Here is a 14560-nt window from a genome sequence, read left to right as displayed (position 1 = left end):
GCCCTCATCTCAAATTAATGAGACGAAAGCTTACTTCCGCGGTACCACTCAAATTGCCCGTATAGGGCCACTTCCTCATAACGGCGAGACACCGGCTTTTCTAAAACGCTTGGAAAAGCATCTCCGAAGTGCGGTTCACAAGTATTCTTTACCGGGCTTCCACCTTCCCCAGTTCGCTGAAAAAGAAATCATTGCTACTCTCTTCATCACAGATGTTGTAGTTGAATGTATCAAAATGGTGATTGGCTGTCAATTGAAAGTAACAATAATTCACAAGTGAAAACTGTTTGGAGTTAACTTCTAAACTATGTGTAGAACACTGCATTTAGTGCTGAATGACAAAATAGAACCGACATCGGGAAAAAAGGATATTTTTTTAGATTTTAAATTAATGTTTATAACTTGTGTATCATTTGCAAGAATGACGATGATGACGGTCAAAGCGACACGAGAAAATGACTGTGGATATGTGGATAAGTTATTGATGGTAGGGCAAGTAAACTTTTTCCCTATTTACGATTAGACCACAACATGTTAGGGTAAGTATAATGATTAAGACACTACATATAGTGTTAGTGGCGAAATTGAACGAAAGCTGTATTGTTGACAAATAGGAATTTAGAGTGTCAAATAAGTTCTTGACTACCTAACTACAGCCAACAAATTATCCCTCAGTAAATAAAACTCATAAACGATGGATCTGCCTGAAAAAGGTGGGATTATCGTTTTTTATTGGAAATAGAAAAATTAGGTTTGATAAAGGAGCCGATGAAAATGACAATGAATATTACTAAGACGAGTACGCAGATGCTATTGGAAGACTTACAGAACGAGTTTGGTGGGGAGAAGATTCGTCCATTATTTGCTGCAAGTGAAAAATGGAATGAGCGTCATCCTGGAGCAAGCGCATCAGAATGGACAAAAGCGATGATTCTAGAAACGCTCAGCAATATCGATGAGGTATCGACGTACTGGACTTTCGTTGCGGCCCGAATTCACTTACGTGATGTTTACAATCGTCAAGCTCAGCTTCGCGGTGCAAAGGTCTATACGGATTTTGCTGAAAACGTTGCCCGTCTAGTCGAGCAGGGATTATACACACCCGTCTTAACTGAAAAGTATTCACGCGAAGATCTTGTTATTCTCGGTAATCTAATCGAACCAGAACGGGACAAGCTATTTACATATATCGGTTTGAAAACACTTATGGACCGTTATGTCGCTGTTGACTTTAGCAAACAATCGGTTGAACTTCCGCAAGAGCGCTGGCTTGTTATTGCGATGACATTGATGCAGGATGAGACAACTAACCGGCTTGAAAAAGTAGCGGAATCATACTGGGCGATGAGCAGTCTCTATATGACGGTTGCAACGCCGACATTGTCGAATGCTGGAAAACCGCACGGCCAGTTATCAAGTTGCTTTATCGATACGGTCGACGATTCTTTGCAAGGCATCTATGACAGCAATACGGATATAGCTAACTTGTCGAAATACGGTGGCGGCATTGGTGTTTACATGGGGAAAGTCCGCAGTCGTGGGTCATCCATTCGTGGATTTAAAGGCGCTTCAAGTGGCGTACTTCCATGGATTAAGCAGTTGAACAACACGGCAGTAAGTGTTGACCAACTTGGTCAGCGACAAGGTGCAATCGCCGTTTATCTCGATGTTTGGCACAAAGACATTTTTACGTTCCTTGACCTCAAGTTAAACAACGGAGACGACCGCTTGCGCGCACACGATATTTTCACGGGCGTCTGCCTTCCTGATATTTATATGGAACAAGTTGATGCACGTGGGGACTGGCACTTGTTTGATCCGCATGAAGTTCGGGTGGTTATGGGTTATTCACTAGAGGACTTTTACGATGAAACAAAAGGGGCAGGTTCGTTCCGTGAGAAATACGAAGAGTGTGTTAATAATCCTGAACTTAGTCGGGAAATCGTTCCTGCTATCGATCTTATGAAACGGATTATGCGTAGCCAATTGGAAACGGGAACGCCGTATATGTTTTACCGTGATGAAGTGAACCGTGCGAATGCTAACAAACATGAAGGCATGATTTATTCATCGAATCTTTGCACAGAAATCACGCAAAATATGAGCCCGACTGAATTCGAGTCTGTTACGCTCGAAGACGATATCGTGGTCACGCGTTCAAAACCGGGCGATTTTGTCGTCTGTAATTTATCATCCATTAACCTGGGACGAGCTGTTCCAGCAAGCGTTTTGGAAAGACTCATTACAATTCAAGTGCGCATGCTTGATAACGTCATCGATCTTAATAAAATACCGGTTGTCCAAGCGCAACGAACTAACGCGCGTTACCGTGGAATCGGTCTAGGGACATTTGGCTGGCATCATTTGCTTGCCTTGCAAAACATTCAATGGGAATCAAACGAAGCAGTGGATTACGCTGATAAATTATATGAGAAAATAGCTTATTTGACGATTAAAGCTTCGATGCAACTGGCTACTGAAAAAGGATCGTACCCATTATATGAAGGATCCGAATGGCAGTCTGGCGTTTATTTCGACAACAAGAACTATGACTCGAAGGAATGGCATGAACTCCGCATCGATGTTGCAACAAATGGTATGAGAAATGGTTATTTGATGGCAATTGCACCGAATAGCTCGACGTCTATTATCGCAGGATCAACTGCATCAATTGATCCGGTTTTCAAACCGTTTTATCATGAAGAAAAGAAAGATTATAAGCTTCCAGTTGTTGCGCCTGACCTTAATCACAACACATATGACGTCTATCGACGCTCCGCTTATATTGTCGATCAGCGTTGGTCAATCAAACAAAACGCAGCAAGACAGCGCCATATTGACCAAGCAATTTCTTTCAACATCTATGTTCCGAATTCAATTCGTGCATCGGTTCTGCTTGAACTTCATTTGCAAGCGTGGAAGTCTGGTATGAAAACGACATACTACACACGTTCAACTGCGACGGATATCGAAGAGTGTGAATGGTGTCATTCTTAATCGTCTACGCATCGTGGAGCGGAAACACGCAGGAAGTTGCTGAAATGATTGAAGAAACGCTAGTAGCGGAAAATATAGCTGTTACAACGTTTCGAATCGGTGGGGGCGTCATTCCGAACCCTCGTGATTTCGATGCGATGCTCTTGGGGTCATTCACGTGGGAGCAAGGCTCAACGCCTGACGAAGTAAAAGACTTTGTAGCGGATGTGGGGTATAAACCGGATAATGTATACGTCTTCGGAACGGGTGATACCCAATTTGGCGGCGATGCATTATTCTGCCACGCAGCGGTGAAGTTAGCGCGGTTTTACGCATCCCCTTATGAGCCGCTTAAAATCGAACAAAGTCCACGTGGCATACAGCAAGAAAAAGTAATTGAATGGTCGAAGGGAGTCATCAGAAATTGGAAAAACTTAAACGAGTGAAGGTCTTGGAACCTGCACATCCAAACAAATCAACGGCTATTTTCGGGGGCAAGGCGAGTGGTATCCTCAACTGGAATGACATCGCACATCCCCATTTCTATACATTGCGTCAACAAATCCGTTCACTATTCTGGACGGCCAATGAAGTCGATATGACACAAGACGTTAAGCAATTCTCGACGCTGACAAAGCCGGAACAAGACGCATTTCTTAAAATTATTGGCTTACTCGCGACACTTGACGGACCACAGACGACAATCGCTTTGAAAATGGCGGATTATACAACCGATCCTTCTGTTAAATCAATTATGGCCACAATTGCCGATCAAGAAAGTGAACATAATCACAGCTATGCGTACGTACTATCTTCCGTTACGACACTTAATAAGCAGATGGCTTCATTTGAAATGGGCCGCTCAGACGAAGTGCTATTGAAACGTAATGAGCGCATTGTAGAAGTATACAATGACTTCGCCGAGCGTCCGACAATCGAATCAGCATTGAAAGCGATGGTCTATACAACGCTGCTTGAAGGACTATTTTTCTATAGTGGATTCGCATTCTTCTACAATCTCGCACGCAATCAGAAAATGGTTGGTACTTCGACAATGATTTCGTATATTAATCGTGATGAATTGCAACATGGTAAAGCAATTAGTGACATTTTCCGCGCAGCACTTGCAGAAAACCCTGAACAAAATACAGATGAATTCACGGCTTGGATTTACGATCAGTTCAAACATTCGGTCGAACAGGAAGTCATCTGGAGTCGTTACGTACTAGCAGATATTGAAGGTATCGAACTTGCCGAAATGGAAGGCTATGTGAAATATCGCGCGAACAAAATGCTTCGCATGCTCGGACTTAGTGAAATTTATCCGGAGTTCACTGACAACCCAATGAAATGGATTCGTGCATATGTCGACAGCTTCGACGATACAAAAACGGACTTCTTTGAACAATCTTCACGTCAATACGTCAAAACAAGCGATCTTAATGGATTTGATGATTTGTAAGTATATGAACGCACACGGGAAAAATCGTGTGCGTTTTTTTTTCAAGTAAGAAGGGATTTGAATGGGGATGTAGTATCTTAAATAGGGCAAACCCTACTATCGGTACGAATGGCTGCCTTGTAAACTAAGGGTGAGAATAATTCTCATTAAAACAAGCAGAGGAGGAAAAAATTATGAGTCGACTAACACTTGATACACAAGTTTGTGATATCGTCACGGAGCTCCCTCAAAGTGCTGATTTGTTTAGAAGTTTGCGCATCGATTTCTGTTGCGGTGGAAAAATTGCTCTTAAAGATGCAGCTAAAGAACGAAAACTCAATCCTGAAGAGGTTCTAAATAGTGTCAAAAAAATAGAGGAGAAACGCGAGCAGCAAAGTGGCAACGATCCAACGTCATTCGGTTCAAAAACGCTCGTCTCCTATATTCAAGAAAAGTATCATACTGGGCTACGGGAAGAATTACCGCTTCTCGCACCGTACATTACAAAGGTTGCCCGTGTCCATGGAGAAAATCATCCGCATCTTCTTCGCGTTCAAGAAATCTTTAAAGAATTACGAAGTGAACTTCTTGATCACACGGCAGACGAAGATGCCAATGTATTTCCGTTAATTCTGGAGTTTTTAGAAAATCCTACACCTGAATTGAAAGAAAAGGTTAAGCCGCTTGTAAAGGAACTTGAGCAAGAGCACGAACACGCAGGAATATTATTATTTGAAATACGTGATCTAACGAATAATTTCACGCTACCAGACGAAGCCTGCGGAACGTATAGGCTTGTGTACGCACGTCTTGCACAACTTGAAAAAGACACATTTGAACATGTCCATCTCGAAAATAACAACTTATTCGACCGTGTCCGTGTCGCACTGTGATTGATTAAAGGACAAAAAACCACCTATCTACAAAGGTGGTTTTTTATGTGGAATGGTTTAGCGAAGTACGTTATGACTATAGAAATAGATATGAAAGAGTCTGGGATAGTATGAAACCACTTGCATGGCTAGGTTTGCTAGCGGGGGTCGTTTTAACGTTCGCCAGGGTGCTCGGTAAGTTTGGAGCAATACTGATAGAGACAGAGAAAGTAATAACACGTATATATCGATTCGAAAAAGGTCGCTTAATCTAGTCCGTAATGGGCAGAGTAGGCGGCTTTTTAATTTGAAGATAGAAACTATAGATTTTCAACATGGAACGTTGGTTAGCTCCGGGCGCTTTCCGCTTTTCTTTTTATAAGGGTATTCCCCACATCAAATAGGCACATCCCTACTAGGAAAGAATCAGGATTATTCTTAAAATTAATAGTATGTGAATGAATAAGTCTTTGATTCCCGTCATAGATCGTTAGTTATTCTAAAAAGGAGTGAGCTATTCCAATGAAGAAAAAATTTGGACTTAATTATTTCAAGCCAGTTGAACGTTTTTCAGGAAATTGGTCAATTTTAGAAGAAAAAAGTCGAGATTGGGAAAATATGTACCGCCAACGTTGGTCTCATGACAAAGTGGTTCGGACAACGCATGGCGTGAACTGTACAGGGTCATGCAGTTGGAAAGTATTTGTGAAAAACGGCATTATTACTTGGGAAAACCAGCAAATTGATTATCCTTCATGTGGCCCTGATATGCCTGAATTTGAACCGCGTGGATGTCCCCGTGGAGCTTCATTTTCCTGGTATGAATATAGCCCGCTTCGCGTGAAGTATCCATACATACGAGGGAAGTTATGGCGTATGTGGACTAAAGCAGTTTCTGAACTGAAAGACCCTGTAAAAGCATGGGCTAGCATCGTAGAAGATCCTAATAAGGCAGATGAATATAAAAAAGCGCGCGGAAAAGGCGGCCATGTCCGGGTTAACTGGAGAGATGCCACCTTAATGATTTCGGCACAGCTTATTTACACAATCCAAAAGTACGGTCCCGATCGGATAGCTGGATTTACACCGATTCCGGCAATGTCAATGGTCAGCTATGCGTCAGGTGCACGATTCCTCTCTCTTCTTGGCGGCGAAATGCTTAGCTTCTATGACTGGTATGCGGATTTACCGCCATCTTCTCCACAAATTTGGGGTGAGCAGACAGACGTCCCTGAATCGAGTGATTGGTTTAACGCTGGTTACATCATTATGTGGGGATCGAATGTACCGCTAACAAGAACGCCAGATGCTCACTTCATGACAGAAGTACGCTACAAAGGAACGAAAGTAGTTTCTGTGGCCCCGGATTACGCAGAAAGTGTTACGCATGCGGATGACTGGATTGCGGCAAATCCCGGAACGGACGCTGCAGTTGCTCAAGCAATGACGCACGTCATTCTCGATGAATTTTATGAACAGCGTAAAGAGCCGATGTTCTTGAACTACGCGAAACAATATACAGATATGCCTTTCCTGATAACACTCGATAGACATGAAGATTCTTATAAAGCGGGTCGATTTTTACGGGCAAGTGATATAGGGCAAGCATCCCAGCACGCTGAGTGGAAACCGGTTATTTTTGATGAAACGACAAATGAAATTATTGTTCCGAACGGTACGATGGGACAACGTTGGGAAGAGGACAAGAAGTGGAACCTAATTCTTGATAATGTAGACGGAACACGCGTTGAACCGGCTTTGTCAGTGGCCGATCATGGGGCGGAATGGAAAGAAATTGTTTTCCCATTCTTCGACAACGTGTCAAACGGAACATTCAAACGTCCGATTCCGGTGAAAAAAGTAACACTTGCAGACGGAACCGAAAGTCTTGTAACAACTGTTCACGATTTGATGCTTAGCCAGTATGGTGTTAACCGGATTGGTAGTGAACTCGAAGCATCTGGTTATGACGACGCAGAATCATTCTACACGCCAGCATGGCAGGAGAAAATCACAAGTGTTAAACCTGAACTGGTTACCCAAATCGCGCGGGAATTTGCACATAATGCGCTTGAAACAGGCGGCCGTTCGATGATTATTATGGGAGCGGGTATTAACCACTGGTTTAACAGTGACACCATTTATAGATCGATCCTTAACCTCGTTATGTTAACTGGTTGTCAAGGCGTTAATGGTGGTGGCTGGGCCCATTACGTTGGTCAAGAAAAATGCCGTCCGATTGAAGGGTGGAGCACAATCGCATTTGCACGTGACTGGCAAGCGCCGGCGCGACTTCAAAACGCGACATCTTATTTCTATTTTGCAACTGATCAATGGAAGTACGAGGAAATGGGCGCGGATCTTCTTATGTCACCGACAGGAGGAAAAGCCCGCTATCAGCATCCTGCAGACTATAACGTCTTGGCTGCACGACTTGGTTGGTTGCCATCTTACCCTCAGTTCAACAAGAACAGCCTGACGTTTGCAGAAGAGGCAGCCAAAGAAGGAAAAACAACAACACAGGAAATCGTTAATTATACACTGGAACAAATCAAGTCAGGCGAAACAAAATTTGCAATTGAAGATCCGGATGCACCGGAAAACTTCCCGCGCTCTCTATTTGTTTGGCGTTCCAACTTAGTGTCGAGTTCTGCAAAAGGTCAGGAATACTTTATGAAACATTTATTCGGCGCTTCCCACGCTCTGCTTGCAACACCAAATGAAGATGTTAAGCCTGAAGAAATTGTTTGGCGCGATGATGTGGAAGGAAAACTCGATCTTCTTGTGGCACTGGATTTCAGAATGACAACAACTCCGTTGTACGCAGATGTCGTTCTTCCAGCAGCAACTTGGTATGAGAAACACGATCTTTCTTCAACAGATATGCATCCATTTGTTCACCCGTTCAACCCAGCAGTTGACCCGCTTTGGGAATCTCGTTCTGATTGGGATATTTACCGCGCACTTGCGGAAACATTCTCGGAAATGGCAAAAGTTCATCTTCCAGGCGTTTATAAAGACCTTGTAACTTCACCGCTTGCACATGATTCTATCCAGGAAATTGCTCAGCCTTATGGCGAAGTGAAGGACTGGAAAAAAGGTGAAGTTGAAGCGATACCGGGTAAAACAATGCCAGCTATGACAATTGTCGAACGTGATTATACACAAATTTATGATAAATACGTCACGCTTGGACCATTATTATCGACTGGTAAAGTGGGAGCGCACGGCGTCAGTTTTTCTGTAGCCGATGAATATGAAATGATGAAGGGCATCAACGGCACCTATTTCGATGAATCTATCAAAAACGGATTGCCTAAACTGCACACAGCAAAACATGCGGCAGAAGCAATGCTGACACTATCTTCTGCAACGAATGGTCGCGTTTCTCAAAAGGCTTTCGTAGCAGCAGAAGCAGATACCGGCGTTGAACTGAAAGATATTTCAGCCGATCGCGCGGCAGAGCGCTTCACGTTTGCAAGCATTACTGCACAGCCGCGTGAAGTCATACCGACACCAGTATTCTCCGGTTCGAATAAACTTGGGCGCCGTTACTCGCCTTTTACGACAAATATCGAACGATTGGTTCCGTTCAGGACATTGACCGGAAGACAGCACTTCTACATTGACCATGAATTATTCCTGGATTTCGGAGAAGGTCTACCCGTTTACAAACCGACGCTTCCACCAATGGTATTCGGACCGCGAGACAAAAAAATCATAGGCGGTCAAGATTCACTTGTACTTAGGTATTTGACGCCGCATGGTAAATGGAATATCCACACGACGTACCAGGACAACCAGCATATGCTGACGTTATTCCGTGGGGGACCGACTGTCTGGATTTCCAGTGAAAATGCCGAAGAGCATGGTATTGACGACAACCAATGGCTTGAAGTTTACAACCGAAACGGTGTTGTTACTGCACGTGCCGTAGTCAGTCACAGAATACCTAAAGGAACCATGTTCATGTATCACGCGCAAGACAAGCATATTCAAGTACCAGGCTCTGAAATTTCAGAGGAACGAGGCGGAAGCCATAACGCGCCGACGCGAATTCACATGAAACCGACGCAAATGGTTGGCGGCTATGCGCAACTCAGTTACGGATTCAACTACTACGGACCAATCGGAAATCAGCGAGATGAGTACGTTGCAGTCCGTAAGATGAAGGAGGTAAACTGGCTTGAAAATTAAAGCACAAGTTGCAATGGTAATGAATCTGGATAAATGTATTGGCTGCCATACATGTAGTGTTACGTGTAAAACGACGTGGACAAACCGTGAAGGTGCAGAGTATATGTGGTTTAATAACGTCGAAACAAAACCGGGGATAGGCTATCCAAAACGCTGGGAAGACCAGGAGCTTTATAAAGGCGGATGGCAAATTAATAAAAAAGGTAAACTCGAATTGAAATCCGGTTCGAAGCTATCAAAAATTGCTCTAGGGAAGATTTTCTATAACCCGGATATGCCTGAAATGAAGGACTATTACGAACCATGGACATATGACTATGAAAAACTGACTTCGGCACCAGACAGTAAACATACGCCCGTTGCTCGTGCAAAGTCTGTTGTGACAGGAGAATACATTGATCTAGAATGGGGCCCAAACTGGGAAGACCAACTTGCTGGGGCTCACATTACGGGACCAATGGATCCTAATATTGAAAAGATAGAAGAAGAAATTAAATTTAACTTTGAACAAGCATTTATGATGTACTTGCCAAGACTCTGTGAGCACTGTCTCAATCCGAGTTGTGTGGCATCCTGTCCATCAGGCGCCATCTACAAACGCGATGAAGATGGAATCGTCCTCGTAGACCAAGAAGCGTGTCGAGGCTGGCGTTATTGCATGACCGGTTGTCCATACAAGAAAGTCTACTTTAACTGGAAAACAAATAAAGCCGAGAAATGTACATTCTGTTTCCCGAGGATTGAGTCGGGACTACCAACGGTTTGTTCTGAAACGTGTACAGGCAGAATCCGTTATCTTGGTGTTCTTTTATATGACGCAGATCGCGTTTTAGAAGCGGCTTCTACACCGAACGAAAAAGATTTGTACAAAGCGCAAATTGATTTATTCCTCGATCCAAATGATCCGGAAGTTATTGCTCAGGCTAGAAAAGATGGTATTTCCGAAGAATGGATTGAAGGCGCACAAAATTCACCGGTTTATAAACTAGCAATTGAATATAAACTTGCCTTCCCGCTTCACCCTGAATACCGCACGTTGCCGATGGTATGGTATGTCCCGCCATTGAGCCCAATCATGAACTATTTTGAAGGTAAAGACTCGATTAAGAATCCTGATATGATTTTCCCAGCAATTGAGGAAATGCGTATTCCGATTCAGTATCTCGCAAATATGCTTACAGCAGGAGATACCGAAACAGTGAAAGGTGCACTGCAAAGAATGGCAATGATGCGTTCATACATGCGTGCCATGTCATCTGGTAAAGAATTCGATGAATCACGTCTAGAACGTGTCGGTCTGACTGCTCATCAAACGAAGTCAATGTACAGACTTCTGGCGATTGCAAAGTACGAAGATCGCTTTGTTATCCCGACAGCACATAAAGAAGGTCATATGAATGCATACCGTTCACAAGGATCTGAAGGCTATGTGGAAATGGGCGACTACAGTATGGGTACTTCAGAAAGTCCATACAACTACGCAGGTATAAAACAAGAAGATAGTAGCTGTGATGGTTGTGGTACACAACCACAAGTGAAGTCAGGTAAAGAAATTTACGAAGAGAACTTTTACGGGGGGATTTGGCGTGATTGATCTGCAGAAGCTGTATAACGAAAAACACACATTTGGCTTCTTCGCACAGCAACTTACGTACCCGGAAAAGATAAACTTTCATCCGTCAGTCATGGAAGAGTCAGTTGACTCTTCCCATCCGGCGTATGTGCATATTAAAACTTACTGGGAGTTAATGCATGACTACAGCTTTGATGATATCCAGGAAATGTATACATATACGTTTGATTTCCAAACGGATTCAACGCTGTTCATGACTTACGTAAAGTATCAGGATGCGAAAGATCGCGGTCAAATGCTTGCTAAATTAAAAGTGCTTTATGAAATGTTTGGCCTGAATATGCCAGACGGTGAACTGTCCGACTTCTTGCCGCTTATGTGTGAATTTATCTACGCATGCGAATGGATAGGTGACCCGAGGGCAGAACAAAGTTTTGGTATGTTACTCGCTGTTTTGGAAGACGGAACATATCATCTGTTAAAAGCGCTGGAGAAATATAATAGTCCCTATTTCCATCTAATTAAGGGGATGAGGGTAACCTTTAAGTCATGTGCTCGTCAGGAGGCGCCTACAAATGGCTAATCAATTTCTATGGGTCATTTTCCCTTATCTGTGTATGGCAACATTTGTTGTAGGGCATATTTTCAGATACCGGAACGACCAGTTTGGCTGGACTGCAAAATCAAGTGAATTTATAGAAAAGAAACAACTGATGATAGGTAGTTTACTGTTCCATATTGGCATCATGCCTGTAATAGCGGGCCATGTCGTGGGGCTTGCTGTCCCGAAGGAATGGACGCAAGCACTTGGTGTTAGTGATCATATGTATCATATGGGCGCTGTTTGGGGTGGAGGATTTTTTGGTGTCGTCACATTTGTGGGGATGTTTATTTTGACATATCGCCGTTTTGCATTAAAAAGCGTACGTAAGTTGTCATCTGCATCAGACTTAATCGTCAACTCCCTATTACTGTTCATCGTATTCATCGGTATGTACAGTGTAATTGCAACTAGTATTACACAGCCAGAATTTGATTACCGAAGTTCAATTTCAATATGGTTCCGTTCCTTGCTGATTTTTCGACCGGAAGGTGCCTATATGATAGGTGTACCACTGGCATTTCAGCTTCATGTTTTATCTGGGTTCCTCATTTTTGCAATGTGGCCGTTTACCAGATTGGTTCACGTCTGGAGTGTACCGTTGAATTATGTAGGAAGAAGCTATATCCTGTATAGAAGGCACCGTGAAAACTAATGAACGAAAAAAGGCAGCTTTGCCTTTTTTCTATATAGGGAGAAATAGCAATGGATGAACAATTAAGATTTGATTATCAGCAAGAAATAGAACGGTTACAATCGATTTTCGGTTTCGACTTTGTCGCTCTGGCTCTTGTTGAGTCAGCGGAAATGCGTTTCGTCCAGAAATGGAAATACGTAACAGGCAATCGTAGCAACCGATATAAACGTATCACTTTGCAAACTGGAAAAGGCGTTGCAGGGCATGTTTTTAAATCAGGAAAACCATTTTTTGTTCACGATAGAGACCTGGAACTTGATTCAATGGATCTGTTTAACTATCCAATTATTGTTGCAGAAGACTTAAAAAGTTTTGGAGCGATACCTCTTTATAAATATAATCGCGTCCATGGTGTGTTACTTGTAGCTTATCGAGAGGGAAAAAGAATGACTGCAGAAGAATTTTCAGGCTTTATAAATCATGTCGGCCTGAGATTCGGTCCGTATTATAATAAGGAGATGGTAAAACAGTGATGCAAATCGGGAGTTTTCAGTTGACAGACTTGTTAATGAAAATGTACGACAATTCAGCTGAGGCCATCTTCTTTTTTGACTCAGCTGGAAAAGTAATTGCTATGAATAGTGCGGCGGAACTTATTATAGGTGCGGAAGTACTGAATGGAATGATTGCGGGAGATGTAAAAGCAATTTGCATGTCTTGTAAAGGGTATACAAGTGAATCGGAACTTCAGACATGCCTATCCTGCTATTTGGTAAGTCCACAAAAAGATTTCAGCTCATTTCAAGTTTACCTGGACACGCAAGGCAAAGGAATAACTCCGTACACGGCAAGTTATCAGACCATCGATGAAGAAAATGGAATTCGTGTCTTCATGTTGAGAGATTTGACGAAGCAGTACAAGACACAAGAAACACTTAACCAGAAAACCATGATGAAAAATGTCATTAAAGCACAAGAAGATGAACGCAAGAGGTTGTCGAGGGAATTACATGATAGCGTAGCCCAGGAAATGTTAAGTTCCCTTGTTGACTTGCGTGTGTTGAAATACATGAATGTCGATTCTGAAGTACTCAAAAAGATTCAACAAGCGGAAGGCTCATTGATGCGTTTACTGGATGATATTCGTCACTTGTCTGTTGAGTTACGACCAGCTACTTTAGATGACCTTGGCCTCGAAGCTGCTTTTAGGACACATTTTAAATGGATTGAGAAAAATTATGGATTAATCGTTCATTTTACTGCTGAACTTGAAGCTAAAAGATATGAAGGTGAAATTGAGACAGTTGTCTATCGGATTTGCCAGGAGTCCATTCTCAATGCGCTTAAGTATGCAGAAACGGATGAAGTTTACGTTCGGTTGTTTGAACGTTCAGGAAACCTTGAATTGAGTGTGTATGACAAGGGTGCAGGATTTGATAAAAATAAAATCAATCCAATTGGTACGGGTCTTGGCCTTTATGGAATGAGAGAACGAGCAGAACTGGTGAATGGCCAGTTCGTTATTCAATCGAGTATTGGTAAAGGTACTTCTGTACGATTGGAAATCCCACTTAGAGCGTCTGAGGAAGGGGAGGATAACAAATGAAAATAATTATTGCGGATGACCACGCCGTCGTTCGTAGTGGATTTATGCATATCCTGAATTTCCAAAGTGATATGGAAGTCGTTGCCACTGCTGCAGATGGTCTAGAAGCATATGCTTTAGTCGCAAAGTACCGACCAGATGTATTGCTGTTGGATTTAAGCATGCCTCCCGGAGAGAGCGGTCTAATTGCTACCGGTAAAATTAATGAAGATTTTCCAGAAACAAAAATTCTTATTTTGACAATGCATGATGATGAAGAATATTTATTTCATGTGTTAAAAAATGGAGCATCGGGCTATGTTCTAAAAAATGCGCCCGATGGTGAATTACTTGCCGCAATACGTACAGTTCACGCCGGTGATACGTATATTCATCCTGCTATGACCACTTCACTTGTCCGTGAGTTTGTTAAAAAGGGCACGGAAGTGGTAGAAGATGATCCTTTCAAGATCTTAACAAAACGCGAAATTGAAGTTCTTCCGCTTGCGGCAAAAGGGTTTGGAAACAAAGAAATTGCAGAGAAACTATATATTTCTGTTAAGACTGTCGAAGCGCACAAAGCTAGGATTATGGAAAAACTGCAGTTGAAAAGCAGGCCTGAACTCGTTGAATATGCGTTACGTAAAAAACTATTAAACTTTTAGCAGAAAGGTGTGT

General features: G+C 42.7%; 11 protein-coding genes, 1 pseudogene and 1 other annotated feature. All 12 genes and pseudogenes read left to right on the top strand.

Annotation, left to right across the window (positions count from 1 at the left end; translation table 11 throughout):
- Positions 1-15 precede the first annotated feature (15 nt).
- Positions 16-219: a binding site (T-box leader), on the bottom strand.
- Positions 220-774: 555 nt separating this feature from the next.
- On the top strand, positions 775-2997 hold the full coding sequence (locus MKY15_RS05685) for a ribonucleoside-diphosphate reductase subunit alpha (protein WP_342539233.1): 2223 nt from the start codon (positions 775-777) through the stop codon (positions 2995-2997).
- The gene (locus MKY15_RS05680) at positions 2982-3422 is read left to right on the top strand and encodes a flavodoxin (protein WP_067213478.1); all 441 of its coding nucleotides are present in this window, start codon (positions 2982-2984) and stop codon (positions 3420-3422) included. Before MKY15_RS05685 ends, MKY15_RS05680 begins: the two co-directional genes overlap by 16 nt.
- Positions 3377-4438 carry a ribonucleotide-diphosphate reductase subunit beta gene (locus MKY15_RS05675; RefSeq protein WP_187046088.1) on the top strand — a complete coding sequence of 354 codons (1062 nt, stop codon included), beginning with the start codon at positions 3377-3379 and terminating at the stop codon, positions 4436-4438. Before MKY15_RS05680 ends, MKY15_RS05675 begins: the two co-directional genes overlap by 46 nt.
- A gap of 173 nt (positions 4439-4611) precedes the next feature.
- On the top strand, positions 4612-5310 hold the full coding sequence (gene ric, locus MKY15_RS05670; protein WP_342539232.1) for an iron-sulfur cluster repair di-iron protein: 699 nt from the start codon (positions 4612-4614) through the stop codon (positions 5308-5310).
- Positions 5311-5426: 116 nt separating this feature from the next.
- Positions 5427-5507 (top strand): annotated as a pseudogene (locus MKY15_RS05665) (molybdate ABC transporter permease subunit); the annotation flags it as partial.
- 304 nt (positions 5508-5811) lie between these two features.
- Complete coding sequence (locus tag MKY15_RS05660; protein ID WP_342539230.1) at positions 5812-9486, top strand: nitrate reductase subunit alpha; 3675 nt, start codon at positions 5812-5814, stop codon at positions 9484-9486.
- Positions 9476-11080, top strand: coding sequence for a nitrate reductase subunit beta (gene narH, locus MKY15_RS05655; RefSeq protein ID WP_067213472.1), 1605 nt, complete (start codon positions 9476-9478; stop codon positions 11078-11080). The genes MKY15_RS05660 and narH overlap by 11 nt, the downstream gene beginning before the upstream one ends.
- Complete coding sequence (narJ, locus tag MKY15_RS05650; protein WP_067213470.1) at positions 11073-11642, top strand: nitrate reductase molybdenum cofactor assembly chaperone; 570 nt, start codon at positions 11073-11075, stop codon at positions 11640-11642. The genes narH and narJ overlap by 8 nt, the downstream gene beginning before the upstream one ends.
- Positions 11635-12315: a respiratory nitrate reductase subunit gamma gene (narI, locus tag MKY15_RS05645; protein ID WP_342539229.1), complete on the top strand. Its 681-nt coding sequence runs from the start codon at positions 11635-11637 to the stop codon at positions 12313-12315. Before narJ ends, narI begins: the two co-directional genes overlap by 8 nt.
- Before the next feature lie 50 nt (positions 12316-12365).
- Positions 12366-12830 (top strand): GAF domain-containing protein, encoded by a 465-nt coding sequence (locus MKY15_RS05640; protein WP_067213461.1) that lies wholly within the window; start codon positions 12366-12368, stop codon positions 12828-12830.
- Entirely contained in the window at positions 12830-13903 is a 1074-nt protein-coding gene (locus MKY15_RS05635) for an ATP-binding protein (RefSeq protein WP_340742549.1), read from the top strand. Before MKY15_RS05640 ends, MKY15_RS05635 begins: the two co-directional genes overlap by 1 nt.
- Positions 13900-14547 carry a response regulator transcription factor gene (locus tag MKY15_RS05630; RefSeq protein WP_067213456.1) on the top strand — a complete coding sequence of 216 codons (648 nt, stop codon included), beginning with the start codon at positions 13900-13902 and terminating at the stop codon, positions 14545-14547. The genes MKY15_RS05635 and MKY15_RS05630 overlap by 4 nt, the downstream gene beginning before the upstream one ends.
- The last annotated feature ends 13 nt before the right edge of the window (positions 14548-14560 follow it).

The organism is Sporosarcina sp. FSL K6-1540 (assembly GCF_038620285.1).
Taxonomy (GTDB): domain Bacteria; phylum Bacillota; class Bacilli; order Bacillales_A; family Planococcaceae; genus Sporosarcina; species Sporosarcina psychrophila.
The sequence above is the reverse complement of the archived record's forward strand: the minus strand, read 5'-3'. Positions and strand labels throughout refer to the sequence as shown.

Coding starts and splice junctions, on each gene's coding strand:
- ric (WP_342539232.1), top strand. CDS start 4,612: ATGAGTCGACTAACACTTGATACACAAGTTTGTGATATCGTCACGGAG.
- MKY15_RS05675 (WP_187046088.1), top strand. CDS start 3,377: ATGGTCGAAGGGAGTCATCAGAAATTGGAAAAACTTAAACGAGTGAAG.
- MKY15_RS05660 (WP_342539230.1), top strand. CDS start 5,812: ATGAAGAAAAAATTTGGACTTAATTATTTCAAGCCAGTTGAACGTTTT.
- MKY15_RS05685 (WP_342539233.1), top strand. CDS start 775: ATGACAATGAATATTACTAAGACGAGTACGCAGATGCTATTGGAAGAC.
- MKY15_RS05680 (WP_067213478.1), top strand. CDS start 2,982: ATGGTGTCATTCTTAATCGTCTACGCATCGTGGAGCGGAAACACGCAG.
- MKY15_RS05630 (WP_067213456.1), top strand. CDS start 13,900: ATGAAAATAATTATTGCGGATGACCACGCCGTCGTTCGTAGTGGATTT.
- narI (WP_342539229.1), top strand. CDS start 11,635: ATGGCTAATCAATTTCTATGGGTCATTTTCCCTTATCTGTGTATGGCA.
- MKY15_RS05635 (WP_340742549.1), top strand. CDS start 12,830: ATGCAAATCGGGAGTTTTCAGTTGACAGACTTGTTAATGAAAATGTAC.
- MKY15_RS05640 (WP_067213461.1), top strand. CDS start 12,366: ATGGATGAACAATTAAGATTTGATTATCAGCAAGAAATAGAACGGTTA.